The sequence below is a fragment of the Streptococcus sp. CCH5-D3 genome (genome assembly GCF_001556435.1).
Taxonomy (GTDB): domain Bacteria; phylum Bacillota; class Bacilli; order Lactobacillales; family Streptococcaceae; genus Streptococcus.
Genome location: NZ_LSIW01000058.1, coordinates 140079 through 166397, shown reverse-complemented (window position 1 = coordinate 166397; position 26319 = coordinate 140079). Strand labels below are relative to the sequence as shown.

The following is a 26319-nucleotide window of genomic DNA, read 5'->3' as shown; positions in this document are numbered from 1 at the left end:
TTGAGAAAAGAGGACGATTATAATGTCAAATTGGGACACTAAATTCTTGAAAAAAGGTTACACTTTTGATGACGTATTGCTTATTCCTGCGGAAAGTCATGTTCTACCAAACAACGTCAACTTGAAGACGAATTTGGCTAAAAATTTGACATTAAATATCCCAATTATCACTGCAGCCATGGATACGGTCACAGATAGTAAGATGGCTATCTCAATTGCTCGTGCAGGTGGTTTGGGTGTCATTCACAAAAACATGTCTATTGCGGAACAAGCTGAAGAAGTTCGAAAAGTAAAGCGCTCTGAAAATGGTGTCATCATTGATCCATTCTTCCTAACGCCTGAAAATAAAGTTGCTGAAGCTGAAGAGTTGATGCAACGTTACCGTATCTCAGGGGTTCCGATTGTTGAGACACTTGAAAATCGTAAATTGGTTGGTATTATCACAAACCGTGATATGCGTTTTATCTCTAATTACGATACTCCAATTTCAGAACACATGACTTCTGAGAAATTGGTCACTGCTCCAGTTGAAACAGATCTTGAAACGGCTGAAAGTATTCTTCATGAGCATCGTATTGAAAAGCTACCTCTAGTTGATGAAGAAGGTCGTTTGTCAGGACTTATTACTATTAAGGATATCGAAAAAGTTATCGAGTTTCCTAATGCAGCTAAGGATGAGTTCGGTCGTCTTTTGGTAGCAGGTGCTGTAGGTGTTACTTCTGATACCTTTGAACGTGCAGAAGCTCTTTTTGAAGCAGGCGCAGATGCTATTGTCATTGATACTGCACATGGTCATTCAGCAGGTGTTCTTCGTAAAATTGCTGAAATTCGTGCCCACTTCCCAGACCGTACTTTGATTGCAGGAAATATCGCAACAGCTGAAGGTGCGCGTGCACTTTATGAAGCAGGTGTCGATGTTGTTAAAGTAGGTATCGGACCAGGTTCTATTTGTACAACACGTGTGGTTGCGGGTGTAGGTGTTCCTCAAGTCACTGCTATTTACGATGCAGCTAGTGTTGCGCGTGAATACGGAAAAACAATCATTGCTGATGGCGGTATCAAATACTCAGGTGATATTGTAAAAGCTCTTGCAGCAGGTGGTAATGCTGTAATGCTTGGTTCTATGTTTGCTGGTACTGATGAAGCACCTGGTGAAACTGAGATTTTCCAAGGTCGTAAATACAAATCTTACCGTGGTATGGGATCAATTGCAGCGATGAAGAAGGGATCAAGCGATCGTTACTTCCAAGGTGCAGTTAATGAAGCGAATAAACTTGTTCCAGAAGGAATTGAAGGCCGTGTAGCTTATAAAGGTTCTGCTGCTGATATCGTATTCCAATTGATTGGCGGTATCCGTGCAGGTATGGGTTATACAGGTGCAGAAGATATCCAGGCTTTACATGACAAAGCTCAGTTTGTTGAAATGTCAGGTGCAGGACTTATTGAAAGTCACCCTCACGATGTTCAAATTACAAACGAGGCGCCGAACTACTCAGCTCATTAAAAAAACATAAAAGTACTTACTTCAGGTAAGTACTTTTTCTTTACATTGGTTTTTACAGAGATTTACAACATGTTTACACAAACAAAATTGTTAACAAAGGGTTTGGGTGAGTTTTTGTTTACACTTTTTTAACACCACTTGTCATATATGTAAAGTACAGAAAACAGAAAAACAAGTCGCTTAATCGACTTGTTTTTCACAAATAATACCATTCTTGACTAAGAAGGTCTTTAAATCGGGTGGTAGGTTACTCAGATGATCAAGTGAAGTTGTCGTCATGAAGGTTTGGACCTCTTCGTCAATACTTTCTAACAGTTTGAGTTGACGGTGATTGTCAAGCTCACTCATGACATCATCGAGGAGAAGAATTGGAAATTCACCTGTTACTTTTTTTATCAGAGCAATCTCAGCCATTTTTAAAGAAAGAATGAGACTACGTTGTTGCCCCTGACTGCCGAAAGATGCGTTCATGTCATTAATGTAAAATGTCAAATCATCCCTATGTGGACCAACACCAGTGTTCTTTTTGAAGATATCCCTTTTGTGATTTTGCTTTAACGTGGTTAAAAATGATTCACGAATAACTTTGTTATTCCCGAATGGGATATTAGATTCGTAGGAGATTTTAAGGCGCTCTATCTGATTTGAGAGATTACTATGATGTCTATCTGCCTCTTCCTCTAATTGCTTGATAAATTCTAGTCTATGTTCGATAACGCGTGCTCCAAAATCGGAAAGCTGTTCATCTAACACTGAGAGAAAATTAATATCTACATTGTCAGTAGATTTGAGATAGGCATTACGTTGCTTGAGTACATGATTATAACTTGATAGGTCTGAAAGGTAAACAGGCTTAATCTGTCCTAAATCAATATCTATAAATTTACGTCTTAGGCTTGGAGATCCCTTTACAAGTTGTAAATCCTCAGGAGCAAAAAGTACCACTGTCATGTGACCGATATAATCGGATAATTTAGCTTGTTTGAGGTGGTTGACCTTTGTTATACGGCCTTTATTAGATAAACTGATTTCCAGAGGTAGCTTTCCACTATGACGATGCACGATGCCGTTCAGTTTGAGAGTATTTTGCTGAAATTGAATCAGTTCCTTATCTGAACGGGTCCGATGACTACGTGTCAATGCTAGAAAATAGATGGCCTCAAGAATATTTGTTTTTCCTTGAGCATTGCGACCAAGAAAAATATTGAGATGAGGTGAGAAGCTCACAGAGGCTTCAGTATAATTTCTAAAGTGTTGAATATCAATATTTTCGAGCCACATAGTTAGGTTCCTGGGAAACGAACGGGTTTTCGTTTAGTTTTATTGCCTTCTTTTGACGGATGTGCCTTTTGTTTCTTTTTATTATCCTGATTCATTTTTTTTACAATGGCAGCAACACGTGCTTTTTCAGCGACTTCTTTTTGATGCTCTTCAATTTCATTTGTTGTAGGAGCTATAATCGTTATTTCAAGTTCCTCAGACGGAATAGTAATAACATCCCCATAACGAAGTTTTTTTCCACGACGTTTTTCATCCTCACCATTGAATAAAACGGTATTGTTAGCTAAAAAAACTTTAATAGCTCCGCCACTATGAATGATACTTAATTCTTTTAAAAGTGCCTGCAGTGTGATGTATTCATCAAATAATTTATATTCCATAGTACCTCAACTTTCTCTTGAGATAAGATAGCATAAAAATGGTATAATTGGAAGCATAAACTTTTTAGAGGTTATCAATGAAAATTGCTGATGGTGTCTATGTACACTTCATTCCAACACAAAAATATAAAACTAATCGTATTGTTTTTCGAATGACAGGTTCTTTGAATAAACAAACAATTGCTAAACGAGCTCTGGTTTCACAAATGTTGGCTACAGCCAATCAGACGTATCCAACAGTACAGTCTTTTAAAGAGAGATTAGCTTCTCTTTATGGAACACAGTTGTCAACTAGAGTGTTAACTAAAGGGTTGACACATAGTGTTGACATAGAGTTGACATACCTGAAAGATGCCTTTATCCCTACGAATAATGGATTATTTTGGGAAGTTCTAGGATTTTTGAAAGAGTGTCTTTACAAGCCGCTGTCAAGAGTAGCTCAATACCAAAATAAAGTATTTGATATAGAGAAACAAAATTTAAAGACTTACCTTGATGTTGACACAGAGAATAATTACTATTACAGTGAAGTTAAGGGAAGAGAGCTTTATTTTGTAAATGAGGGCTTGAAAGTTCCCAAATATGGTCAAGTAGAACTTGTTGAAGCCGAGACTTCGTTTACAGCTTATCAAGAATTTCAAAGTATGTTGACAAGAGATCGCATTGATATCTTTATGGTTGGAGAATTTGATGATTATCAAGTACTCCAAGGTTTACATCGTTTTCCTTTGGAGGGACGTCAAGTTGATTTACAGTTTAGCTATAGTCAACCTTATGTCAATGTGGTGAAAGAAAAGATAGAACCTAGACAGAGTAGTCAATCTATTCTACAATTAGGGTACCAATTTTCATGTCAATATGGAGATAAAGATTACTTTGCTTTAATTGTATTCAATGCCATGTTTGGTGAATTTGCCCACTCTGCTTTATTTACAACGCTTCGAGAAAAGGAAGGATTGGCTTATTCAATTAGTAGTCAATTTGATGTCTTTACAGGTTTACTAGACGTTTACGCTGGAATTGAAAAATCTAATAGAAATCAGGCTATGCGAGGAATTAGTAGAGAATTGAATTACATTAAATTAGGACGTTTTTCAAGTTCTCTCCTGAATCAAACCAAAAAAATCATACGAATGAATGCCCTACTCTCTGAAGATCATGCCTTAACATTGGTGGAACAACGTTTTAATAAGGTGATTTTTGGCGATAAAAGTCTTTCATTAGAGAATTGGTTAGATGAGATTGAGAAGGTTACTAAAAAAGATGTTTGCCGTGTAGCGCGTCAAGTTAAGCTACAGAGTTTGTTCTTTTTAGAAGGAGTGTCTTAGAATGGCTGCTTTGAAGAAACGTTATTATCAAAAAATTGATGAAGAAGTTTATTCAGCAATTTTAGATAATGGTATGTCTTTATCAATTATTAAGAAAAAAGGATTTTTAGAAAAAGCCGCCTTTCTGTCAACGAATTTTGGGGCGCTAGATAATCACTTTTATATTGATGGTGAGTTACAATCTTACCCTGCAGGTATTGCTCATTTTCTGGAACACAAGCTATTTGAGGATGAGCAGGGAAGGGATGTGACATTGGATTTTGTCAAGCTTGGAGCTGATGTCAATGCTTTTACAACCTTGGATAAGACAACATATTATTTCTCTACCCTTGACCACTTTGAGGAGTCTTTAGAACTTTTATTAAAGTTTACATCAAAGTTTACAAGTTCCGAAGATGCTGTCAACCATGAAAAAAGAATTATTGAACAAGAAATAAATATGTATCAGGATGATCCTGATTATAGAGTATATCTGGGTTGTTTACAAAGTTTGTATCCCAATACTATATTAGGACAAGACATTGCTGGAAGTGTTGATAGCATTGAAAAAATTACTGTAAAGGATTTGAAAGATAATTTTGACTGCTTTTACAAACCAGCAAACTGTCATCTCGTTTTGGTAGGTGATTTTGATGTTGAAGATATTTACACTTTTGTCAATGAAAAACAAAGCAAGTTTACACTACCTGAGAGAATAGTTGAAAAAGAAAAGAACCCCATTGAGTCAGATATCCAAAAATTAGATAGTCTTCAAATGGAGATTTTCATCTCAAAGCTAGCCATTGGTTTTAAGAGTGTTCCTTTTACTGATAATCGTATGAGAGAAAACATACTGGTACAGTTATTGTTTAATTTACTGTTTGGCTGGACGTCTCCTTATTATCAAAATTGGTATGCTGAAGGAAAAATAGATGAGTCTGTGTCAATTGAATACGAGGTATCTAATCGGTATTCATTTGTCATTATGACTATGGACACTGCAGAACCTATCCGTATGTCAAGCTTAATTCGTCAAGTGATGACGTCGGCAGATAAAAAAAGACTGTTGACGGATGAGGCATTGGATTTGCAAAAGAAAGCTTTGTATGGTGAATTTTTACGTAGTCTAGACAATATCCAGAATTTAGGAAGTCAGTATTTAGCTTATTTTGAGAATGAGAAAACATACTTTGATTTTGGTCAGGAACTGATGAGCATTACTTCCAAGGATTTGAAGGATTTTTTGAATCATTATCTCTCAAATATAGAGATTACCGATTTTGTTGTCTTCCCTAAATAAGTGATTATTTGCTATAATAGAGACACGAAAACAAAGAAGAATATTAGAAAGGGGAAAAATGAAGTTACACTCTCTAGGTGAGCAATTACGTGCAGCACGTATAAAGAAAGAATTAAGTTTATATGATGTGGAAAAAATTTCTGGAGTCGAAGCTCAGTTTCTTCTGGCTATGGAAATGGATCAACTTAAAGCTTTGCCAGAGGACATTCAGCAAGAAGCGCTTGAAAAGTATGCCACTTCGGTTGGTTTAGATGGAAAGCGTCTGTTTGAGGAGCAGAGACAGAACGAACAAAAACTAAAAAAAGAAAAGAAAACAGTTGAACGTAAGGAAGAAAGCTTAGCTACCAAAGCTCCTATGTCACGCTTTTTAAAGCATAAACGTGAAGAAAAAAGAAAGTCTAACTATCTACCTTTACTAATTCTTAGTGCGGTTTCGTTACTTATCATTTGTTCAGTAGGTTATATTATTATTAGACATCTTTCTAATCAACCTCAGGTGATAAAACCGAATACTATCTCTACAGTTAATCATCTATCAACGGCTAGTAAGGCTAAATCGTCACGAAGCATTTCTGAGGTTACCGTTTCGGGGGCAAATGTAACAACGACAACTCAAGGAAATCAGCTAATGGTTGATTTCTCCAATGTAAATTCTTCAGTAGTTTTAGATGTAGAGTTATCAGAAAATAATGATTACACCTGGTTTTCAGTAGATAATTCAGAGACTTCAGAGAGTTACCTCCTTTCAAAAACGAAAAATTCAAAATACTCTTTAGATTTTTCTGATAAAACGAAACCAACTCAAATTATTATTGCTCAATCTTCAAAAGTAACTCTAAAGGTAAATGGGGAGTCACTTGATTTATCGCAATTAGATAAAAATACACCTAGCTACCTAACATTAAGAATCCAATAGAATCGAGAAGAAATGTTTAAAAAAGAAAATTTACCTAACTTATTGACACTTGCTAGAATTATTTTGATTCCTATCTTTTTATTGATGACATCACTTGCGTCAAGTAATATCATGCATATTGCTGCGGCGGTTGTCTTTGCTGTTGCCAGTATTACAGATTATTTGGATGGCTATTTGGCACGAAAATGGCATGTTGTTACTAATTTCGGGAAATTTGCAGATCCATTAGCGGATAAAATGTTGGTAATGTCAGCTTTTATTATGCTAGTAGGTATTAATCAAGCGCCATCCTGGGTAGTTTCAGTTATTATCTGTCGTGAGCTTGCAGTCACAGGTCTTCGTCTTTTATTAGTGGAAAACGGTGGTACAGTTCTCGCTGCAGCTATGCCTGGTAAGATTAAGACAGTGACTCAGATGTTATCTATCATTCTATTATTGTGTCATTTGCATTTTGTTGGAACAATTATGCTTTATATCGCTTTGTTCTTTACAATTTACTCAGGCTATGATTATTTCAAAGGTGCAGGTTTCTTATTTAAGGATACTTTCAAGTAGTACGATAAACAAATGATTGAAATAAAAAATTTAAAGTTTAAATATCATCAAGATCAACCATCCTATATTCTTGATGATGTATCGTTTCACGTGAAACGTGGGGAGTGGCTATCCATTGTAGGGCATAATGGTTCTGGAAAATCCACGACAGCACGTCTTATTGACGGACTATTAGTGGCAGAGTCTGGGCAGATTATCGTTGATGGTCAAGAATTAACAGAAGAGAATGTCTGGGATATTCGTGATAAGATTGGCATGGTCTTTCAAAATCCAGATAATCAATTTGTTGGGGCAACTGTTGAAGACGATGTTGCTTTTGGTCTTGAAAATAAAGGTGTACCCTATGAAGAAATGGCCTCAAGAGTTCAAGAGGCTCTGGAATTTGTAGGAATGTCAGAATTTAAGGATAGAGAGCCAGCTAGATTATCTGGAGGTCAAAAACAACGTGTGGCTATCGCAGGTATTGTAGCTATGAGACCATCAATTTTGATTTTGGATGAGGCAACTAGCATGCTGGACCCAGAAGGTCGCCAGGAATTGATTCAATCTATTAAAGCTATTCGTAAAGAATACGGAATGACTGTTTTATCAATTACTCATGATCTCGATGAGGTCGCTTTGAGTGACCGTGTTTTGGTTTTGAAAAAAGGTAAAGTGGAGTCTGTTTCAAGTCCTCGTGAACTATTTAGTAGAGGCACAGAGTTGGTTGACTTAGGTTTGGATATCCCTTTTAGTGCATTATTAACTCAAAAGCTAAGAAATAAAGGTCTGATAGAGTGTGAAGACTATCTGACAGAAAAGGAATTGGTAGAACAATTATGGGAATCTCTCTCGAAAATGTAAGTTATATCTATCAAGCGGGTACTCCTTTTGAGGGGCGTGCCCTTTTTGAATTGACAACGACGATAAAAGATGGTTCATATACAGCCTTTATTGGACATACCGGAAGTGGTAAATCTACTATTATGCAGCTCTTGAATGGCCTCTATTTACCAACTAGTGGTCAGGTTCAAGTTGATGATACTATCATAACCAGTCAATCAAAGAACAAGGACATAAAACCAATTCGTAAGAAAGTAGGTTTAGTTTTTCAATTTCCAGAAAGTCAGTTATTTGCAGAGACTGTTTTAGAAGATGTTGCCTTTGGACCTCAAAATTTCGGAGTTTCTAAGGAAGAAGCAGAACAACGTGCTATTGAAAGTCTAAAATTAGTTGGACTCCCGGAAGAATTTCATGGACAGAATCCTTTTGATTTATCAGGAGGGCAAATGCGACGTGTTGCCATTGCAGGGATTCTAGCTATGCAACCAGATATTCTGGTGCTGGATGAACCGACTGCAGGTCTAGATCCACAGGGCCGGAAGGAATTGATGTCTCTCTTTAAGGAGTTACATCTTTCTGGAATGACGATTGTTTTAGTTACTCACTTGATGGATGATGTTGCCGATTATGCAACAGCTGTGAATGTTATGGAAAAAGGGCAACTAGTGTTGACGGGAGCTCCTAAAGATGTTTTTCAAAAGGTTACTTTTCTTAAAGAAAAGCAATTAGGTGTTCCTAAAATTACAGAGTTTGCACTACTGCTACAAGAAAAAGGTTATCGATTTGAAACTCTCCCTATTACAATCGAGGAATTCGTAGAGGTGTTGTCGCATGGATAAGTTAATTATTGGACGTTATATTGTTGGGGACTCTTTTATACACCGATTAGATCCTAGAAGTAAATTATTAGCCATGTTGATTTATATTGTTATTATCTTTTGGGCTAATAATCCTTTAACTTATGCTGTAATAACTTTATTTACACTTTTCTTGGTTTTCTTGTCTAAAATAAAACTTGGTTTCTTTTTAGGTGGAATTAAACCAATGATTTGGATTATTTTATTTTCTACCCTATTTCAAGTTTTCTTCAATACAAAAGGGAGTGTACTTTGGTCTATCGGCTTTTTAAAGATTACGGAAGTCGGTTTAAATCAAGGTTGGATGATATTTCTTAGATTTATCCTCATTATTAGTTTTTCTACCCTACTTACTCTAACGACAACACCTTTAAGTTTATCTGATGCAGTTGAATCACTTTTAAAACCACTTACTGTTTTCAAAGTGCCAGCACATGAAATTGGTTTAATGCTATCTTTGAGTCTACGTTTTGTACCAACTTTGATGGATGATACGACTCGTATTATGAATGCTCAAAAGGCGCGTGGTGTTGACTTTGGTGAAGGAAATATTATTCAGAAGGTACGGTCAATAATACCTATTTTAATTCCTTTGTTTGCATCAAGCTTTAAACGAGCAGATGCTCTGGCGATTGCTATGGAAGCACGAGGCTATCAAGGTGGTGAAGGACGAACAAAATATCGTCGACTTTCATGGAATAGTCGAGATACCTTATCAATTATTGCTATTTTAGCTTTAGGATTAATGCTTTTTTATCTTAAGAGTTAATTCGTTGAGATAAATAAAAACTAGGTCTTAAGACCTAGAAATTTTAGATGGACGCCCACGTAGGCGTTCTTTTTTCGTCTAATCCCAACCTACTTGTAATATTTTTAATATCCCTAACAAGGGGATGTTATATTTCCAAGGTATCATAGATACATGGTTATAGTTCTTCAGCTTAATCTGGATTGAAAAATCCCTATATAGAATAAGCCCGTTGATTTACCTATTAGTCATAAACAATAAAATAACTTAATATCTTTGACTAATATGAATTGGACTATAAATAGATAAAGGAGCATCATCATGCAAAAAAAGAATACATCTAACACTAAAAAATTAGGTCTTTTTGGACTTGTTACAGTAGCAACACTTGGAGCAACAGCCTTAGCTAATGCAGAAACTTACACAGTTCAAAAAGGCGATACCCTTTCAGCTATTGCTAAGAAGAATGGTACGACTGTAGATGAAATCGTTTCAAAAAACGGTATTCAAGATGCCAATAAGATTTCTATTGGTCAAAACTTAACAATTAATGAAACTACTGAAGAAACTACAGAACCTTCAGTTACAACAGAAGCAACTGCTGAATCAACACAATCAACAGAGTCTACACAAAGTGAAGATACTCAAGCAACCAATACAAATCTTTCTTCTTCAGAGGCAGCTGCCAAAGAAGAAATTGCACAACGTGAGTCAAGCGGTAGCTATACAGCTCAAAATGGGCAATATTATGGACGTTACCAATTAGCATCATCATATTTGAATGGAGACTTGTCTCCTGAAAATCAAGAGAAAGTAGCAGATAATTATGTAGCAAGCCGTTATGGTTCATGGACTGCAGCTCTTGCTTTCTGGAATGCTAATGGTTGGTACTAAATCATTATTACTGACTTATGAGGAAAACTAGTAAAACCTCATACAAATAAGGGGAAAATGCCAGAATTTTGGCATTTTTTTATTAAAATGATAAATCATTGTAACATTAGACATAATACAAATAATCGGCAGTAATATTACTAGGTTATGATGAATGTAACTAGAATTAACTAGGAGGGATTTATGTTTAAAAAAAGTTATAAGGGACGCCGTATCAAATTTGCAGCGAAGAAATCATTGGCGGTACCAGTAGCAATTGTAACAAGTTTTATTGTCATTTTGGCAGTATCACTGTCTACACTAATTAATAAAGGGTTGGTTAATGCATTTTCAGATTCTGTTACTCCAGCGCCTTCAACAGCATCAACAACGTCAGAATCGACAGCAGATTTAGTAAAATCAACAGAAATTAGCTCAAGTAAAGATAATAAGGCTAATAAAGAAAAGGTTGAAGAAAGTAAGCCTCAGTCAGAAACAACAGGAGAAGCGGTAGAAGCAGCTGAAAAGTCTCAGTCAGATACTGCTACTACAAGCACTACTACAACGAGTACTGATACTACGTCGACTCAAAATACTGGAACAGCTCCTTCGGTTGCTGCAAGTGGTAGTGGGTCAGTTGTTCTCTCAAATGGTAACACTGCAGGAGAAGTTGGTTCTTATGCAGCAGCACAGATGGCAGCTGCTACTGGTGTTCCTCAGTCAACTTGGGAGTCAATTATTGCGCGTGAGTCAAATGGTGATCATACTGCAGCAAATGGTTCAGGTGCATCAGGTCTTTTTCAAACAATGCCTGGATGGGGCTCTACTGCAACAGTTGAGGATCAAATTCAATCAGCCTTGAATGCCTATAACGCACAAGGTTTGTCAGCTTGGAATTACTAATATTAATAGAAGTTGGGAGCGTACTCTCAGCTTTTTAATTTGGATGTGGGTAATATGTTTTATAGAGCTTTTTGTTATTATTAGGTAGGGTATGGCCTTTTTGTTATAATAGGAATGAAAGGTATAGCAATGAAACAAATTTTTAAATCAAGAGAAAAGTTGTGGGTTTCTCTTATTATTATAGCTTTTGCTGTGTTATTGGTTACACCACAACTATTTACAAGAAAAGTCATTTTAGGTTCAGATTCCATCTTTCACTATAACAGGTTCTATGAAGCTGCTATGCAACTAAAAAATGGTAACCTTTCTTACTTTTTATCTTTATATGGATTCCAACAGTCAGGCCGCATTGTCAATGCTCTTTACGGTCCTTTTTTTGCTTATTTACAAGGAGGGCTTATTTTAATAAGTGGCACTTGGTTTCGTTATCAGATTGTGTCAAGGGTATTACTACATATACTGGCTGAGTCCTCAATGTATGCTTTGCTCAAGCAGTGTAAAGTTAAGACAAACATTGCCTTGTCACTAGGTTTACTCTATGCGACAACATTCTCTATCCAATACTGGACGATGCGTCAGGGGTTCTCTAGTTGGGGAGCAGCTTTACTACCTTTTTGTTTTATTCCAGCGATTCACTATGTCTTTTATCAAAAAGTAGAACCAATTAGACTTGCCTTATCACTGGCATTGATTTTTCAGATTCACGTACTTAGTGCTTTGATGCTAGTGATGATGTATCTTCCTTTTTATCTTTACACTTTTGTAAAGTCTCCTATCGCAAAGAAAAAGGAAACCTTCGTGCAAGTCGTTATAGCAGTCATTCTGTTCCTCTTACTGACTGTCAATGTCTGGTTAGTACTCTTATATTTGAGAGGGACTAATCACCTTTTAGATCCATTTATAAATAGAGAAATAGGTAAGAATGGGATAGATGGAACGGCAAGATACTGGCTATATACCCCAATTTCCTTAATGGTGTTACTCATTTTACAGTTTATTTACGCTGTTTTGAATTGGAAGAAATTTGCTAAATGGAAAAAAATACTGCATTTTATTTATTTTATCTTTTTCTTCTTATCGACAGGTCTTTTTCCATGGCAGTATCTAGTAGAAAATGGAAATACATTTGCTGAATTGATTCAATTTCCATTTAGATTTTTTGTTCCTGCGACTATTTTACTTTTAGCAATTACAGGGTTAACGGTCACGCGATTTGTAAACTGGCGAAAAAGTATTGCTGTTTTACTCTTTGCCTTTGCTGGCGTTGGTCTTATTCAGAATATGATGGATACTACCGATCTTGTAAAAACTGCGGCACAAGATGGTGAACTTATTTCCATTGTTAAACATACTTACGTTGAAGGAGATTACCAGACGATAAGTCTTACCATGAATGACAGTGACTTGTCACAGTTTTTAAATTTAGTTGTCAAACCCACACCAGATTACGTACCGATTTATGGGAAAATAGGTGAGCAGAATACTTACGATCTTTATTATAAAAATATCGTTACGAATCAGAAGGCAAAGAAGATAATCGAAGATGGTTATCTTGTATTAACTTGGCAAGCTGCTGAAGGTGAGAAACTGAATCTACCAATAGTTGTTTATAAAGATTCCATCTTGACACTAAATGGTAAAGAACTAGACAAGGATGACTATAATTTGTCAACGATTGGTACACCGACCGTTTCATCACAAAAAGGACAGAATAAACTTGTGTTAAGTTATCAGGAGCCAGGATGGCTATTTGTAGCGTTAGTGATTCCAATAATAGTTCTGGGAGTAATAGGTTTACAGTGGCTTTACACAAAAACAAGTATAAAAAAGGTTGCCTAGTGGTAACCTTTTTGCATTATTCTTTAATCATGATATAATTAAGCTTGCGTGCTTTTACGCTTCAAAATCGACCTTCAAATCGATATTTGAATAACTAGACCCTTCAAGTCTATGTTAATTTTATTTGATGGGAGGAGTTATCTATGACTGATAATTCAAAAACACGTGTTGTTGTCGGTATGAGTGGTGGCGTTGATTCATCAGTAACAGCCTTACTTTTAAAAGAGCAAGGTTATGATGTAATTGGTGTTTTCATGAAAAACTGGGATGACACAGATGAATTTGGTGTGTGTACAGCAACCGAAGATTATAAAGATGTAGCAGCAGTAGCTGATCAGATTGGTATCCCCTATTACTCTGTCAACTTTGAAAAAGAGTACTGGGATCGTGTATTTGAGTATTTCTTAGCAGAGTACCGTGCAGGCCGTACCCCTAATCCAGACGTTATGTGTAATAAGGAAATCAAGTTTAAGGCATTCTTAGATTATGCGATGACATTGGGAGCAGATTATGTGGCTACAGGACATTACGCTCAAGTTGTTCGCGATGAAGACGGCATTGTCCATATGTTGCGTGGTGCAGATAATAATAAAGATCAAACCTACTTCCTTAGTCAACTTTCGCAAGAGCAGTTGCAGAAAACGATGTTTCCCTTAGGACATCTACAAAAGCCAGAAGTTCGTGAGATTGCTGAACGTGCAAGTCTTGCAACAGCCAAGAAAAAAGATTCGACAGGAATTTGTTTTATTGGTGAGAAAAACTTTAAAGAGTTTCTTAGCCAATACTTGCCAGCTCAAAAAGGTCGTATGATGACTGTCGATGGTCGTGATATGGGGGAACATAACGGACTCATGTATTACACCATTGGTCAACGTGGTGGTATGGGTATTGGTGGTCAAAAAGGTGGAGATAATGCTCCTTGGTTTGTAGTAGGGAAAGATCTTTCTAAAAATATTCTTTACGTGGGTCAAGGTTTCCACCATGAGTCGTTGATGTCAACTTCACTTGACGCTTCAATGATTCACTTTACTCGAGAAATGCCAGAAGAATTTGAAATGGAATGCACAGCAAAATTCCGTTATCGTCAACCTGATAGTAAAGTTACTGTAAAGGTTAAGGGTGATAAAGCAGAGGTTATTTTTGCTGAACCTCAGCGTGCTATTACACCTGGTCAAGCTGTTGTTTTCTATGATGGTCAGGAATGTTTGGGCGGCGGTATTATTGACCAAGCGTATAAAGACGGAAAAGTTTGTCAGTATATCTAACTGGAGGTAAGTAATAACGATGAGTTCCCAATTGTTTTATGCATTTATGGCATTTTTCGCTATAATGAATCCAATTTCAAATCTTCCTGCTTACATGGCTTTAGTAGCAGATGATAGTCAAAAAATTTCACGAAAAATTGCTTTTAGGAGTCTTTTGATTGCCTTTGTTATTGTAACTGTTTTTATCTTTTCAGGAGATTTCATTTTTAAAGTATTTGGAATTACAATTGTTTCTTTCAGAATTGCTGGTGGAATATTAGTGGCCGTTATCGGTTATCATATGATTAATGGTAATCATTCACCTAGCTATAAAGGAATGGAGCAGCAAGCAGTAAACTCAGATCCAATGTCTATTGCTATTTCTCCTCTTGCAATGCCGCTTTTTGCAGGACCAGGAACAATTACAACTGCCTTAAGCTTGGCTAATGGAGGTTTGCGGAATCAACTAATAACCGTAGTTGCTTTTGCTCTACTATGTGTAATCACTTATCTCCTACTAAGAAGTGCAAAACAAATTGCAGGCTTCTTGGGAAAAAATTTGATGAAAATTATAACGAAAATGATGGGACTTTTACTATTCTCGATAGGAATACAGATGATTATCGTCAGTGTGCAGACCTTGATCAAACAGTGATTTGCATTGACAAAACGATTTGATTTGATAAAATAACTTTAACAATAGTCATGATGGTCAAAGCTCATGAGAATTGTGCGTTTTTGCGTACAGTTTTCTGGAGTTTTGGCTATTTTTGTAGGAAAAAAACAAAGAAAGGATAGGGCAGTTGATTGTAAATCACTGCATAAATCTAAAAAATGTCTTACGAGTTTGATGAAAATTTTGATGTAATTGTTGTTGGTGCTGGTCACGCTGGTGTAGAAGCCTCCCTAGCTGCAGCCCGCATGGGATGTAAGGTTTTATTAGCGACTATTAACCTAGAGATGCTGGCATTTATGCCATGTAATCCTTCTATTGGAGGATCGGCCAAGGGTATTGTTGTCCGTGAGATTGATGCCCTCGGCGGAGAGATGGGTAAAAATATTGATAAAACTTATATTCAAATGAAAATGTTGAATACTGGTAAGGGACCTGCTGTCAGAGCTTTACGTGCACAAGCAGATAAAGCCTTGTATGCTATGACGATGAAGCATACAGTTGAGCGTCAGGAAAACTTAACTCTCCGTCAGTCAATGGTTGATGAAATTCTTGTTGAAGATGGTAAGGTAGTTGGTGTCAGAACAGCCACAAATCAAAAATACGGAGCAAAAGCGGTTATTGTAACAACAGGAACGGCTTTACGTGGTGAAATTATCCTAGGTGAGCTCAAATATTCTTCTGGACCAAATAATAGTCTTGCATCGGTTACTTTGGCAGATAACCTGAGGGATCTTGGCCTTGAAATAGGAAGATTTAAAACGGGTACCCCTCCTCGTGTTAAGGCATCATCAATTAATTACGAAGAAACTGAAATTCAACCAGGTGATGAAAAACCAAATCATTTTTCATTCTTGTCGAAAGATGAAGATTATCTTCAGGATCAAATACCTTGTTGGCTAACTTATACGAATCAAGAGAGCCACGATATTATTAATAATAATTTACACCGTGCACCAATGTTTTCAGGTATTGTCAAGGGTGTAGGACCTCGTTATTGTCCATCAATCGAAGATAAAATTGTCCGATTTGCCGATAAGAATCGCCATCAACTTTTCCTTGAACCTGAAGGAAGAGAGACTGATGAAGTCTATGTGCAAGGCCTGTCAACTAGTCTTCCAGAAGATGTTCAAAAAGAGTTGATTCACTCAATTAAAGGTCTCGAGAAGGCAGAGATGATGCGAACTGGTTATGCGATTGAATATGATATCGTGCTCCCTCATCAATTACGTGCAACACTTGAAACGAAGTTAATTTCAGGTCTCTTTACAGCAGGACAGACCAACGGAACTTCTGGATACGAGGAAGCAGCAGGTCAAGGTCTAGTTGCTGGTATCAATGCAGCTCTGAAAGTCCAAGGTAAACCTGAGCTTATTCTCAAACGTAGTGATGCATATATTGGTGTAATGATTGACGATCTTGTCACGAAAGGAACCTTGGAGCCATATCGTTTATTGACATCACGCGCAGAGTATCGTCTCATATTACGTCATGATAATGCTGACATGCGCTTGACACCTATTGGTCGAGAAGTTGGTTTGGTTGACGATGAACGTTGGAACATCTTTGAAATTAAGAAAAATCAGTTTGACAGCGAGTTGACACGTTTATCAAAAGAAAAATTAAAACCAATTAAAGAAACGAATGAGAAAATTCAAGCTCTAGGCTTTAAGCCATTGACAGATGCCATGACAGCTAAAGAGTTTATGCGTAGACCAGAGATTGATTACGCCACAGCTACTCAGTTTGTGGGTCCAGCTGCAGAAAATTTGGACGCTAAGATTATAGAGTTGCTTGAGACTGAAATCAAGTACGAAGGTTATATCAATAAAGCTTTGGATCAAGTAGCTAAGATGAAGCGTATGGAAGAAAAGAGGATTCCCAAAAATATTGATTGGGATGCTATTGATTCTATTGCTACTGAAGCTCGTCAAAAATTTAAGAAAATCAATCCTGAGACCATTGGTCAAGCGAGTCGTATTTCAGGGGTCAATCCAGCAGATATCTCAATTCTGATGGTTTATCTTGAAGGCAATAATAAGGCCCGCAGAAAAGTAGATTAACGGTGGTAACACGTTTAAAAGCCTTTTAATTAAGGCTTTTTTATGTTATAATTGTTAGATTAAGAGGTTTTATATGAAAAGATTTCACTTTGCAACGATTCATCTTGTAATGATTGGGTTAATTCTTTTTGGAATTGCTACTATTTTTGTTCGCGTACTAAAATCGGAGTCTGCCCTCATTTTTGCGCTTTTTATTATTATGGTAGTAGTTGTTGCCTTATTGCATTACCAAAAGACAACATATGAGTCCTTAGAAATAGAGCAATTAGATGAACTGAATCAGGATGTTGAAGATTCTTTGAAGACCCTTCTCGGAAAGATGCCTGTTGGGGTTATTACTTTTGATGAGAACGATCATATTGAATGGTTCAACCCCTATGCGAAGCTAGTACTTTCGGATGAAAATGGAAATTTCAATAAACAGTTGATTGCGGATTTTATTTCCCAGAAACGAAAAGGTTCACCTTCGAATGTGATAACCGTTGGTGACAATAAATATGCCGCTTTTGTGGATTTTGACAATAAGTTGACATATTTTATTGACAATGTTTATGATCAAGATGAAAATGCTGATCCAAATATGACTCGTCCTGTTATCGGGATTATTTCAGTTGATAACTACGACGATGTGACAGGAAGTTTACCCGATGCCGATGTTTCAAAAATCAACACATTCGTGGCAGGGTTTATTTCTGAGTTTGCTAAGGCTAAGCATATTCATTATCGACGTATTGAAGGCGATCGGTTTTACTTCTTCACCAATTACAGTGTCTTGACAGAATTTATGGATCAAAAGTTTTCTGTCTTGGATGACTTTCGTCAGCAGGCTCAAGAGCGTGGTTTACCACTGACTTTGAGCATGGGAATTTCGTTCGGTACGCTTAAGCATGATCAAATCGGTCAGGTTGCCTTGCAGAATCTGAACATCGCACTAGTTCGCGGTGGAGATCAAGCTGTTGTCAAGGAAAACGATGATCACAAGGAACTTCTTTATTTTGGAGGAGGTTCTGTCTCAACAGTAAAGCGTTCTCGTACAAGAACAAGGGCTATGATGACTGCAATCTCAGATAAGTTGAAAACAGTCGAAAAAGTGTTTGTTGTCGGACATAAGAATCTCGATATGGATGCTCTAGGGGCCACTGTCGGTATGGCTCATTTTGCTAGTCAAATTGTTCGAAAAAGCTATGCTGTTTACGATGATACGGCTATGAATGCAGATATTGAGCGTGCGGTCGAACGCTTAAAAGAAGATGGTCAATCACCTCTTATTACACTTTCAGAGGCTGAAGAGTTAGTCAACCAACATTCATTACTAATTATGGTTGACCATTCTAAAATCAATTTAACTTTGTCTAAGGATTTTTATGATCGATTTAATGAAGTTATTGTGGTAGATCATCACCGTCGAGATGACGATTTTCCTGAAAATGCTGTTTTGACCTTTATTGAAAGTGGGGCAAGCTCAGCCTGTGAATTGGTTACGGAGTTGTTGCAATTCCAAGGTGCCCCAGAACGTTTGAGTAAAATCCAAGCCTCTATCCTTATGGCAGGTATCATGCTGGATACTAAAAATTTCTCAACTCGTGTGACTAGTAGAACCTTTGATGTCGCCTCTTATCTACGTAGTTTAGGAAGTGACAGTGGAGAAATCCAAACAATCTCTGCTACTGATTTTGAAGAGTATCGACGTATCAATGAGCTAATTCTAGCAGGTGAACGTATTACAGATGATATCATTGTTGCCTCAGGTGATAATCCTAAATGTTATAATAATGTTGTGATTTCTAAGGCAGCAGATACGATGCTTGCCATGGCAGGTATCGAAGCAACTTTTGTTGTCGCTAGGACAAGCGATTCTACTGTGAATATCTCTGCTCGAAGTCATAAAACGATTAATGTACAACGTATTATGGAGAAAATGGGTGGTGGTGGCCATTTCAACTTAGCTGCCTGCCAATTGCGAGACTGTAGTGTTGCTCAAGCAAAAAATAAATTGATTGAAACTATTATGGGAGAGTTGGCTCCCAAGGAGGACTAAAATGAAAGTTATTTTCTTACAAGACGTTAAAGGTAAAGGTAAAAAAGGCGAAATTAAAGAAGTACCATCAGGTTATGCCCAAAACTTCTTGATTAAAAAGAATCTTGCTAAGGAAGCGACAAACCAAGCTATCGGTGAGTTGAAAGGCAAGCAAAAATCTGAAGAAAAACATGCAGCAGAGTTGTTGGCTGAAGCGAATCAAGTTAAAGAGCAACTTGAAAAAGAAGAAAATCGTCTTCAATTTACTGAGAAGGTCGGACCAGACGGACGTACTTTTGGTTCAATTACAGCCAAAAAGATTGCAGAAGGACTTCAAAAACAATTTGGTATAAAAGTTGATAAACGTCATATTGAACTTGAACATCCTATTCGTGCGATTGGTCTGATTGAGGTTCCTGTAAAGCTTCATAAAGAAGTGAGCGCACAAATTAAAATTAACATCAAAAATAGTGCTGAGTAATTCGTTGACACTATAAGTAAATCTTGTAAAGGAGGGAATAATTGTGGCAGAGGCTCAAGAATTACGAGTACAACCTCATGATTTAGTAGCGGAACAGTCTGTTCTAGGGGCTATTCTCATTAACCCGGAAAAGTTGATTACAGTTCGAGAATTTATCGAAGCAGACGACTTTTACAAGTATTCCCATCGTGTCATTTTTAAAGCAATGGTAACGCTGTCGGATCGAAATGATGCCATTGATGCCACGACAGTACGTACCATTTTAGATGACCAAGATGACCTCCAAAATATAGGGGGTATTTCTTATCTTGTAGATTTGGTCAATAGTGTCCCAACATCCGCAAATGCTGAGTACTATGCTAAGATTGTGGCTGAGAAAGCCATGCTTCGACGTATTATAAATAGGCTGACAGAGACTGTCAACCAAGCATATGAGGGCGCAACGGAATCTGATGAAATTATTGCGAATGCTGAGAAAGCCTTGGTTGATGTTTCAGAGCATAGTAATCGTAGTGGTTTCCGCAAAATATCTGAAGTTCTTGACGTCAATTTTAATACCTTGGAGATGCGTTCTCAGCAAACATCAGATGTTACTGGATTACCAACAGGTTTCCGTGACCTTGACAAGATTACAACAGGTTTACACCCTGATCAATTAATTATTTTAGCAGCTCGCCCCGCAGTTGGTAAAACAGCCTTTGTGTTGAACATTGCTCAGAATGTTGGCACCAAGCAAAATAAAGCTGTTGCAGTCTTTTCATTAGAGATGGGTGCAGAAAGCTTGGTTGATCGTATGTTGGCAGCTGAAGGGATGATTGATTCTCATGCTTTACGTACAGGTCAATTGACAGAGCAAGATTGGAATAATGTTATGATTGCTCAAGGAGCACTGGCTGAGGCACCGATTTACATAGATGATACCCCTGGTATAAAGATTACTGAGATTCGTGCACGGTCCCGTAAATTGTCACAAGAAGTAGAGGGTGGTCTTGGTCTCATTGTGATTGACTACTTGCAGTTGATTACAGGTACGCGACCAGAAAATCGCCAACAAGAGGTTTCAGATATTTCAAGACAGTTAAAAATCCTGGCCAAGGAGCTCAAAGTTCCTGTAATTGCCTTGAGTCAGTTATCTCGTGGGGTTGAACAACGTCAGGACAAACGTCCAGTCTTATCTGATATCCGTGAGTCAGGATCTATCGAGCAGGATGCCGATATTGTCGCCTTCTTGTATCGTGATGATTACTACCGAAAAGAGGGTGAAGAACCAGAAAATGCGATTGAAGATAATACCATCGAAGTTATCCTAGAAAAAAACCGTGCTGGTGCGCGTGGAACAGTCAAGTTACTATTCCAAAAAGAATACAATAAATTTTCATCGATTGCTCAGTTTGAGGAATCATAATTTTCAGATTTAAGGAGATATATATATGAGTGATGCATTTGCAGATGTTGCTAAGATGAAAAACATCAAGGAAGCTATTAAGTCACATGAAGGTCAGCTAGTAGAATTGACCCTAGAGAATGGGCGTAAACGTGAAAAGAATAAAATTGGTCGATTGACAGAAGTTTATCCATCATTGTTTATTGTTGAATATCAAGACTTCAGTTCCCAAGCAGGAGCTATTAATAATAGTTATGTTGAATCTTACACTTATTCAGATATTTTGACTGAGAAGACTCTCATTCGTTATTTGAGTCCTGAGGAACAAGCTGAAATCGAAAATAAATAAGAAAAAGCCTTTACTTGGGCTTTTTTTCGTGGTAAAATATTTAAGTATGTGAAATAATAGCAGGATAAAATGAAGCTCGTCAACAGGAAGTCGGCTAGAAAAGTAACCTTTGCTGTTTGGGCGAAGTCTTTCTGAACGAATCAGGTTTATCTAAAACGTTATTTCCTAAAAATATTTTTTATAGGAGGACATTATTAATGTCACGTTATACAGGTCCATCATGGAAACAATCACGTCGCCTTGGTTTCTCACTTACAGGCACAGGTAAAGAATTGGCACGTCGTAACTACGTACCAGGTCAACACGGTCCAAACAACCGTTCAAAACTTTCAGAATACGGTTTGCAATTGGCTGAGAAACAAAAACTTCGTTTCTCATACGGTTTGGGTGAAAAACAATTCCGTAACTTGTTCGTACAAGCTACTAAAGTTAAAGGTGGAACACTTGGTTTCAACTTTATGGTTCTTTTGGAACGTCGTCTTGACAACGTTGTTTACCGTCTTGGTCTTGCAACTACTCGTCGTCAAGCACGCCAATTCGTAAACCACGGTCACATCCTTGTTGATGGTAAACGTGTTGATATCCCTTCATACCGCGTTGAAGTTGGTCAAGTAATCTCAGTTCGTGAAAAATCAGCTAAAGTTCCTGCTATCCTTGAAGCAGTAGAAGCTACTATCGGACGTCCAGCATTTGTATCATTCGATGCTGAAAAACTTGAAGGTTCATTGACACGTCTTCCAGAACGTGATGAAATCAACCCAGAAATCAACGAAGCACTTGTCGTTGAATTCTACAACAAAATGCTTTAATTTTAAGATTATTGTATCTAAAAGCCCGTTGTTATGGGCTTTTTTGTTTGTCTTAAATCATTGATTTCTAGGTTTGTTCAGTTACAAGTTTCCTAAAGCCATTTCATAGAATGAGACGGCTTTTTGTTTTCGAATATTAAAAAGACCCCTAGTCTGATACAAGTGACTAAGGGATTCGTAACATGATGATAGATGATTTTGAGGTATAAATTATTTATTATCCAATCCGCCTTCAAAATCTGCTGAAACGTTTGAAACGTAGTTGGTGAAGTAGCTTTCAAAATCTTTTTTTAGTTGGTCGTACTCCTCTTCGGAGTAATCTTTATCCTCTATATAAGCATGAAATCTAGGAATTCCCAAATCTTTTTGGAGACGTTGGATTACTTCTGTCTTTGTCATAAGAACCTCTCTTTCATTCTTTATTTTACCATATTTCAAATTGTATGAAGCATACATGTTGTTTTAAAAGTTTACTTTTGATATACTGTCAAAGTTATTTAAGAAGGAGGCTACTATGTCTATTATTACACTAATCTTAGCTGGGATTGTTGCTTTGGAGCATCTCTATATCATGTATTTGGAAACTTTTGCGACACATTCAGACACGACTAGTCGTGTTTTCAATATGAGTAAAGAAGAACTTCAACGTGATTCTGTTACAAACTTATTTAAAAATCAAGGGATTTACAATGGTTTGATTGCTATATTCCTCTTGTATGGGATTTTCACAAGTAGTCAGCTACTTGTAACTGTTTTTGTACTCAATGTTTTCTTTGCTGCTATTTATGGTGCTATAACTGCAAATAAGAAAATTATTTTAACGCAAGGTGGACCCGCAATCTTGACCTTACTTTCACTTATCATTTCCTTATTTTAAGGATTTTATTGTAAAAGAAAAAGCTGCTTTAACTGTTGAAATGGTTTGCAGCTTTTTATGCTTTTGAAGTTGTTTTATTGTGGAATAAATCGTAGAAGAAAATCTGTCATTTCTCGGGGGGATTCTTTTTTTCCTTTATTTATCCAGGCTTGACAAGCACCAAAAATAGCGTGCGCAAAATAAATACTAGCATAGTCTTTCTCAAATCCTTTTAGAGATCTTTCTTCAGCAGTAGGGACAATGAAGTCCTCAGCTATCATACGCTGAAGTTTATGTATCAGAAAATCTTGAATTTCTTTTGATCCATTGGTAGACAATAGAGCTGATAGGAGTTTTTCACGAGTAAGAAATTCAAAGATTTCGAGGAAGGCTCCCTCTTTCTTTCCTTCGTATTTATCGAAGATATACTCTAGTTTATGGAAAAGCTCTTTCTGATAACTATCAATCATTTCATACTTATCTTTGTAGTGGGTATAAAAACTCGAACGGCTAATCCCAGCTGTTTGAACCAGACGAATGGTAGTAATATCATTGAAATCTTGGTCTTTTAAGCATATTACTAAAGCATCTAAAAGAGCTTTTTTAGTTTGAGCTCGCCTTTGATCTTTTGACATACAAATCTCCTTTTATACACTCTTAGACTATGTGTCCAAAAACTAATTATTTAACATTGATTTTCATGTAAATGAGTTTATAATTGATTATATCATAAAAATAAACACAATGTCTAAAAAGGAGAAATATGTTAGCAGAATTAAAGGCGCTTCTTAAAAGTCCAAAGCTCTGGATAACTATTATTGGTGTCTCATTGATACCCGCTTTATATAATCTAATCTTTTTATCTTCTATGTGGGATCCTTATGGAAATGTAAAGCATCTGCCAGTAGCCGTAGTGAACAAAGATAAGAGTGCTAGTTTCCAGAATAAAACTCTAAATATTGGTCATGATATGGTAGACAATATGTCTAAAAATAAAAATCTAGACTATCATTTTGTGACTGAAAATGAAGCCAAAAAAGGAATTGATGATGGTGACTACTATATGGTAATCACTTTTCCAGAAAATCTCTCAAGTAATGCAGCAAGTCTTTTGACAAATGATCCTAAGAAACTTGAAATTTCTTATCAGACAACAGCAGGGCATAGCTTCGTTTCTTCAAAAATGAGCGATTCTGCCATGTCTAAGTTAAAGGATACCGTTTCTAAAAATATTACGTCAACTTATGTTGGAGCTGTCTTTAAGAGTATGACTCAACTACAGAGTGGTATGGGAACTGCGGCGAATGGAGCTAGTCAATTATACGCAGGTGCAGGCGCACTTCAGTCTGGGAGTCAGACCTTATCAAGTGGTTTAGGAACTCTTGCTGGTTCTACACAGACATTGGCTACAGGTGTTGATACCTTGAGTTCAGGTGCATCTGCCTATACTTCAGGTGTGTCAACTTTGTCAGGTGCTTTGTCACAGTTAAATGCTAACTCTGAGGCTGTTAATTCTGCTGCAGGTCAATTTGTATCAGGAGCAGATGCTATGAGTACCTTAGTTACTGGTGCAGATTCTTTGTCAACTGCACTCAGTCAAATGGCTACGGCAACAAGTTTATCTGAAGAACAGCAAGCACAGTTGTCAACCTTGTCAACTAATTTAACCGATTTAAATACAGCAATTCAAAATCTCAATACAGCGGTAAGTAACACATCATTACCTAGTGGAACATCAACAACATCAGTAGATACAAGTTCAATAGCGACTTATCTTTCAAATATTTCTTCTGCGGCTAGTTCTATAGCTACGGCTAGTGCCACTGACAAAGCGAACGATTTGGCTGCGGTACAAGGAACAGCTGCTTATCAAAGCTTGACGGCAGATCAACAAGCAGAGATTACATCGGCAATTAGTAACGCAGGATCTACGGCTAGTAGTTACGCTTCAACTATTGCATCAGAAGTGTCAAGTATGTCAACGGCCTTATCTAGCTTGACAGGTACGACAACAACTAGTAGCGGAGATTCAAGTAGTTTAGCTTCTCTACAAACATCTATTTCAGGCATTGCAAGTTCGGCGAATGCTCTTCTTCCTGTAGCTTCATCAACGGTATCATCAATGCAAGCTAATATTGCTAATGTCAATTCGGTACTTGTCAATCAATTATCACCAGGAGCAATTCAAGTGGCTTCAGGTGTGTCAACCGCTCAAAGTACTCTAGCAACAGGTGCAAGCGCACTTTCAACTGGTTTGTCAACTTATACTGGTGCTGTGTCAACAATTGCTAGTGGCGCTCAAACTCTAGATGCTAACAGTAGTAGTTTAATGACTGGTTTTTCTACTCTTCAAAGTGGTACAAGTGCTCTCAATGCAGGTGCTCAACAATTAGCAACTGGAGGAAACACCTTAACAAATGGTTTGACAAGTCTGTCAACTAACCTTTCTACATTATCTGATTCATTAAACAAAGCTAATCAGCAACTCTCTCTTGTTTCTGTAAACTCAGACAATTCAAAAATGGTGAGTGCTCCGCTCAAAGAGAAGAAAACTGATAAGGATAAGGTTGACACTAATGGTGTGGGAATGGCTCCATATATGATTTCTGTTTCTCTTATGGTTGTCGCTCTTTCAACTAATGTTATCTTTGCTAAGAGCTTGACAGGAAGAAAATTTACGGGTCGTTTTGATTGGGCTAAGAATAAGTTACTTATCAATGGTATTATTACAACTATGGCTGCTATTGCGCTTTATATTGCCATTCGATTTGTGGGAGTTGAACCAAATCATCCATTAGCTACATTTGGTATGATTCTCCTTGCAGCATGTACTTTAATGGCGCTGGTTACAGCCCTTGTGGGTTGGGATGATAGATATGGTGCATTTGCTTCCATGATTATACTCCTTTTGCAGTTAGGTTCTAGTGCAGGAACTTATCCAATTGAACTTAGTCCTAAGTTCTTTAAGGTCGTCCAACCATTCTTACCAATGTCCTACTCGGTATCAGGTCTTCGTCAAACTATTTCAATGACAGGACAGATCTCAGATCAAGTACGTATGTTATTCATTTTCTTACTTATTTTTGTAGTTGTAGGTATTATTATTTATAGACCAAAGTCTGAAAATGAATAAACTAAAGGCCAGCTCTAATGTGAGC

At 37.1% G+C, this 26319-nt stretch carries 25 protein-coding genes; 21 read left to right on the top strand and 4 right to left on the bottom strand.

Going from position 1 to position 26319, the window contains the following annotated elements; translation table 11 throughout:
• Positions 1 to 22: 22 nt before the first annotated feature.
• Positions 23 to 1504, top strand: a complete 1482-nt coding sequence (gene guaB / locus AX662_RS03655) for an IMP dehydrogenase (protein WP_002892194.1) — start codon at positions 23 to 25, stop codon at positions 1502 to 1504.
• A gap of 180 nt (positions 1505 to 1684) precedes the next feature.
• Here the strand turns inward: guaB and recF are convergent, their stop codons facing one another.
• Both recF and yaaA read right to left on the bottom strand, forming a co-directional pair.
• On the bottom strand, positions 1685 to 2785 hold the full coding sequence (recF, locus tag AX662_RS03650) for a DNA replication/repair protein RecF (RefSeq protein WP_060971642.1): 1101 nt from the start codon (positions 2783 to 2785) through the stop codon (positions 1685 to 1687).
• 2 nt (positions 2786 to 2787) lie between these two features.
• Positions 2788 to 3165 carry a S4 domain-containing protein YaaA gene (yaaA, locus tag AX662_RS03645; RefSeq protein WP_060971641.1) on the bottom strand — a complete coding sequence of 126 codons (378 nt, stop codon included), beginning with the start codon at positions 3163 to 3165 and terminating at the stop codon, positions 2788 to 2790.
• A gap of 77 nt (positions 3166 to 3242) precedes the next feature.
• On the opposite strand from yaaA, the gene yfmF reads away from it, so the two are divergent.
• From yfmF to rpsD, 18 genes are all read left to right on the top strand, one after another.
• Positions 3243 to 4493: an EF-P 5-aminopentanol modification-associated protein YfmF gene (gene yfmF, locus AX662_RS03640; protein WP_060971640.1), complete on the top strand. Its 1251-nt coding sequence runs from the start codon at positions 3243 to 3245 to the stop codon at positions 4491 to 4493.
• A 1-nt stretch (position 4494) separates the two neighbouring features.
• Positions 4495 to 5772 carry an EF-P 5-aminopentanol modification-associated protein YfmH gene (gene yfmH / locus AX662_RS03635; RefSeq protein ID WP_060971639.1) on the top strand — a complete coding sequence of 426 codons (1278 nt, stop codon included), beginning with the start codon at positions 4495 to 4497 and terminating at the stop codon, positions 5770 to 5772.
• A gap of 58 nt (positions 5773 to 5830) precedes the next feature.
• Positions 5831 to 6688 (top strand): helix-turn-helix domain-containing protein, encoded by an 858-nt coding sequence (locus AX662_RS03630; RefSeq protein WP_060971638.1) that lies wholly within the window; start codon positions 5831 to 5833, stop codon positions 6686 to 6688.
• A 12-nt stretch (positions 6689 to 6700) separates the two neighbouring features.
• A complete protein-coding gene (gene pgsA / locus AX662_RS03625) occupies positions 6701 to 7243 on the top strand; it encodes a CDP-diacylglycerol--glycerol-3-phosphate 3-phosphatidyltransferase (RefSeq protein ID WP_060971637.1) in 543 nt (180 codons plus the stop codon).
• A 12-nt stretch (positions 7244 to 7255) separates the two neighbouring features.
• Positions 7256 to 8086 carry an energy-coupling factor ABC transporter ATP-binding protein gene (locus AX662_RS03620; RefSeq protein ID WP_002892176.1) on the top strand — a complete coding sequence of 277 codons (831 nt, stop codon included), beginning with the start codon at positions 7256 to 7258 and terminating at the stop codon, positions 8084 to 8086.
• On the top strand, positions 8062 to 8904 hold the full coding sequence (locus tag AX662_RS03615) for an energy-coupling factor transporter ATPase (protein ID WP_060971636.1): 843 nt from the start codon (positions 8062 to 8064) through the stop codon (positions 8902 to 8904). Before AX662_RS03620 ends, AX662_RS03615 begins: the two co-directional genes overlap by 25 nt.
• Positions 8897 to 9691: an energy-coupling factor transporter transmembrane component T family protein gene (locus AX662_RS03610; protein WP_002892171.1), complete on the top strand. Its 795-nt coding sequence runs from the start codon at positions 8897 to 8899 to the stop codon at positions 9689 to 9691. Before AX662_RS03615 ends, AX662_RS03610 begins: the two co-directional genes overlap by 8 nt.
• A 300-nt stretch (positions 9692 to 9991) precedes the next feature.
• A complete protein-coding gene (locus AX662_RS03605; RefSeq protein ID WP_037599365.1) occupies positions 9992 to 10564 on the top strand; it encodes a M23 family metallopeptidase in 573 nt (190 codons plus the stop codon).
• Positions 10565 to 10747: 183 nt separating this feature from the next.
• Positions 10748 to 11446, top strand: coding sequence for a transglycosylase SLT domain-containing protein (locus tag AX662_RS03600; RefSeq protein WP_060971635.1), 699 nt, complete (start codon positions 10748 to 10750; stop codon positions 11444 to 11446).
• Between the two features lie 129 nt (positions 11447 to 11575).
• Entirely contained in the window at positions 11576 to 13285 is a 1710-nt protein-coding gene (locus AX662_RS03595; RefSeq protein ID WP_060971634.1) for a hypothetical protein, read from the top strand.
• Positions 13286 to 13428: 143 nt separating this feature from the next.
• Complete coding sequence (gene mnmA / locus AX662_RS03590) at positions 13429 to 14550, top strand: tRNA 2-thiouridine(34) synthase MnmA (protein WP_060971633.1); 1122 nt, start codon at positions 13429 to 13431, stop codon at positions 14548 to 14550.
• A gap of 19 nt (positions 14551 to 14569) precedes the next feature.
• Positions 14570 to 15184, top strand: coding sequence for a MarC family protein (locus tag AX662_RS03585; protein ID WP_060971632.1), 615 nt, complete (start codon positions 14570 to 14572; stop codon positions 15182 to 15184).
• Between the two features lie 179 nt (positions 15185 to 15363).
• On the top strand, positions 15364 to 17265 hold the full coding sequence (gene mnmG / locus AX662_RS03580) for a tRNA uridine-5-carboxymethylaminomethyl(34) synthesis enzyme MnmG (protein ID WP_060971631.1): 1902 nt from the start codon (positions 15364 to 15366) through the stop codon (positions 17263 to 17265).
• A 73-nt stretch (positions 17266 to 17338) separates the two neighbouring features.
• Positions 17339 to 19303: a DHH family phosphoesterase gene (locus AX662_RS03575; protein ID WP_013991330.1), complete on the top strand. Its 1965-nt coding sequence runs from the start codon at positions 17339 to 17341 to the stop codon at positions 19301 to 19303.
• Between the two features lies 1 nt (position 19304).
• A complete protein-coding gene (gene rplI / locus AX662_RS03570; protein ID WP_060971630.1) occupies positions 19305 to 19763 on the top strand; it encodes a 50S ribosomal protein L9 in 459 nt (152 codons plus the stop codon).
• A 43-nt stretch (positions 19764 to 19806) separates the two neighbouring features.
• Positions 19807 to 21168 carry a replicative DNA helicase gene (dnaB, locus tag AX662_RS03565; protein ID WP_002892156.1) on the top strand — a complete coding sequence of 454 codons (1362 nt, stop codon included), beginning with the start codon at positions 19807 to 19809 and terminating at the stop codon, positions 21166 to 21168.
• A 25-nt stretch (positions 21169 to 21193) separates the two neighbouring features.
• Positions 21194 to 21496, top strand: a complete 303-nt coding sequence (locus AX662_RS03560) for a Veg family protein (protein WP_002885699.1) — start codon at positions 21194 to 21196, stop codon at positions 21494 to 21496.
• A gap of 197 nt (positions 21497 to 21693) precedes the next feature.
• Complete coding sequence (gene rpsD, locus AX662_RS03555; protein WP_002885833.1) at positions 21694 to 22305, top strand: 30S ribosomal protein S4; 612 nt, start codon at positions 21694 to 21696, stop codon at positions 22303 to 22305.
• Between the two features lie 210 nt (positions 22306 to 22515).
• On the opposite strand, the gene AX662_RS03550 is transcribed toward rpsD, so the two are convergent.
• Positions 22516 to 22704, bottom strand: coding sequence for a hypothetical protein (locus AX662_RS03550; protein WP_060971629.1), 189 nt, complete (start codon positions 22702 to 22704; stop codon positions 22516 to 22518).
• 115 nt (positions 22705 to 22819) lie between these two features.
• Here AX662_RS03550 and AX662_RS03545 point away from each other — a divergent pair, with 115 nt between their 5' ends.
• Positions 22820 to 23182 carry a DUF1304 domain-containing protein gene (locus AX662_RS03545; RefSeq protein WP_060971628.1) on the top strand — a complete coding sequence of 121 codons (363 nt, stop codon included), beginning with the start codon at positions 22820 to 22822 and terminating at the stop codon, positions 23180 to 23182.
• Positions 23183 to 23256: 74 nt separating this feature from the next.
• Here AX662_RS03545 and AX662_RS03540 read toward each other — a convergent pair whose 3' ends face one another.
• The gene (locus AX662_RS03540) at positions 23257 to 23796 is read right to left on the bottom strand and encodes a TetR/AcrR family transcriptional regulator (RefSeq protein WP_037599355.1); all 540 of its coding nucleotides are present in this window, start codon (positions 23794 to 23796) and stop codon (positions 23257 to 23259) included.
• A 128-nt stretch (positions 23797 to 23924) separates the two neighbouring features.
• Between AX662_RS03540 and AX662_RS03535 the strand changes: the two genes are divergently transcribed.
• Positions 23925 to 26294, top strand: a complete 2370-nt coding sequence (locus AX662_RS03535; RefSeq protein ID WP_060971627.1) for a YhgE/Pip domain-containing protein — start codon at positions 23925 to 23927, stop codon at positions 26292 to 26294.
• Positions 26295 to 26319: the final 25 nt, after the last annotated feature.

What these genes read in the sequence shown, in the direction of transcription:
- guaB (WP_002892194.1), top strand. Translation starts at nt 23, where the DNA reads ATGTCAAATTGGGACACTAAATTCTTGAAAAAAGGTTACACTTTTGAT.
- recF (WP_060971642.1), bottom strand. Translation starts at nt 2,785, where the DNA reads ATGTGGCTCGAAAATATTGATATTCAACACTTTAGAAATTATACTGAA.
- yaaA (WP_060971641.1), bottom strand. Translation starts at nt 3,165, where the DNA reads ATGGAATATAAATTATTTGATGAATACATCACACTGCAGGCACTTTTA.
- yfmF (WP_060971640.1), top strand. Translation starts at nt 3,243, where the DNA reads ATGAAAATTGCTGATGGTGTCTATGTACACTTCATTCCAACACAAAAA.
- yfmH (WP_060971639.1), top strand. Translation starts at nt 4,495, where the DNA reads ATGGCTGCTTTGAAGAAACGTTATTATCAAAAAATTGATGAAGAAGTT.
- AX662_RS03630 (WP_060971638.1), top strand. Translation starts at nt 5,831, where the DNA reads ATGAAGTTACACTCTCTAGGTGAGCAATTACGTGCAGCACGTATAAAG.
- pgsA (WP_060971637.1), top strand. Translation starts at nt 6,701, where the DNA reads ATGTTTAAAAAAGAAAATTTACCTAACTTATTGACACTTGCTAGAATT.
- AX662_RS03620 (WP_002892176.1), top strand. Translation starts at nt 7,256, where the DNA reads ATGATTGAAATAAAAAATTTAAAGTTTAAATATCATCAAGATCAACCA.
- AX662_RS03615 (WP_060971636.1), top strand. Translation starts at nt 8,062, where the DNA reads ATGGGAATCTCTCTCGAAAATGTAAGTTATATCTATCAAGCGGGTACT.
- AX662_RS03610 (WP_002892171.1), top strand. Translation starts at nt 8,897, where the DNA reads ATGGATAAGTTAATTATTGGACGTTATATTGTTGGGGACTCTTTTATA.
- AX662_RS03605 (WP_037599365.1), top strand. Translation starts at nt 9,992, where the DNA reads ATGCAAAAAAAGAATACATCTAACACTAAAAAATTAGGTCTTTTTGGA.
- AX662_RS03600 (WP_060971635.1), top strand. Translation starts at nt 10,748, where the DNA reads ATGTTTAAAAAAAGTTATAAGGGACGCCGTATCAAATTTGCAGCGAAG.
- AX662_RS03595 (WP_060971634.1), top strand. Translation starts at nt 11,576, where the DNA reads ATGAAACAAATTTTTAAATCAAGAGAAAAGTTGTGGGTTTCTCTTATT.
- mnmA (WP_060971633.1), top strand. Translation starts at nt 13,429, where the DNA reads ATGACTGATAATTCAAAAACACGTGTTGTTGTCGGTATGAGTGGTGGC.
- AX662_RS03585 (WP_060971632.1), top strand. Translation starts at nt 14,570, where the DNA reads ATGAGTTCCCAATTGTTTTATGCATTTATGGCATTTTTCGCTATAATG.
- mnmG (WP_060971631.1), top strand. Translation starts at nt 15,364, where the DNA reads ATGTCTTACGAGTTTGATGAAAATTTTGATGTAATTGTTGTTGGTGCT.
- AX662_RS03575 (WP_013991330.1), top strand. Translation starts at nt 17,339, where the DNA reads ATGAAAAGATTTCACTTTGCAACGATTCATCTTGTAATGATTGGGTTA.
- rplI (WP_060971630.1), top strand. Translation starts at nt 19,305, where the DNA reads ATGAAAGTTATTTTCTTACAAGACGTTAAAGGTAAAGGTAAAAAAGGC.
- AX662_RS03560 (WP_002885699.1), top strand. Translation starts at nt 21,194, where the DNA reads ATGAGTGATGCATTTGCAGATGTTGCTAAGATGAAAAACATCAAGGAA.
- rpsD (WP_002885833.1), top strand. Translation starts at nt 21,694, where the DNA reads ATGTCACGTTATACAGGTCCATCATGGAAACAATCACGTCGCCTTGGT.
- AX662_RS03550 (WP_060971629.1), bottom strand. Translation starts at nt 22,704, where the DNA reads ATGACAAAGACAGAAGTAATCCAACGTCTCCAAAAAGATTTGGGAATT.
- AX662_RS03545 (WP_060971628.1), top strand. Translation starts at nt 22,820, where the DNA reads ATGTCTATTATTACACTAATCTTAGCTGGGATTGTTGCTTTGGAGCAT.
- AX662_RS03540 (WP_037599355.1), bottom strand. Translation starts at nt 23,796, where the DNA reads ATGTCAAAAGATCAAAGGCGAGCTCAAACTAAAAAAGCTCTTTTAGAT.
- AX662_RS03535 (WP_060971627.1), top strand. Translation starts at nt 23,925, where the DNA reads ATGTTAGCAGAATTAAAGGCGCTTCTTAAAAGTCCAAAGCTCTGGATA.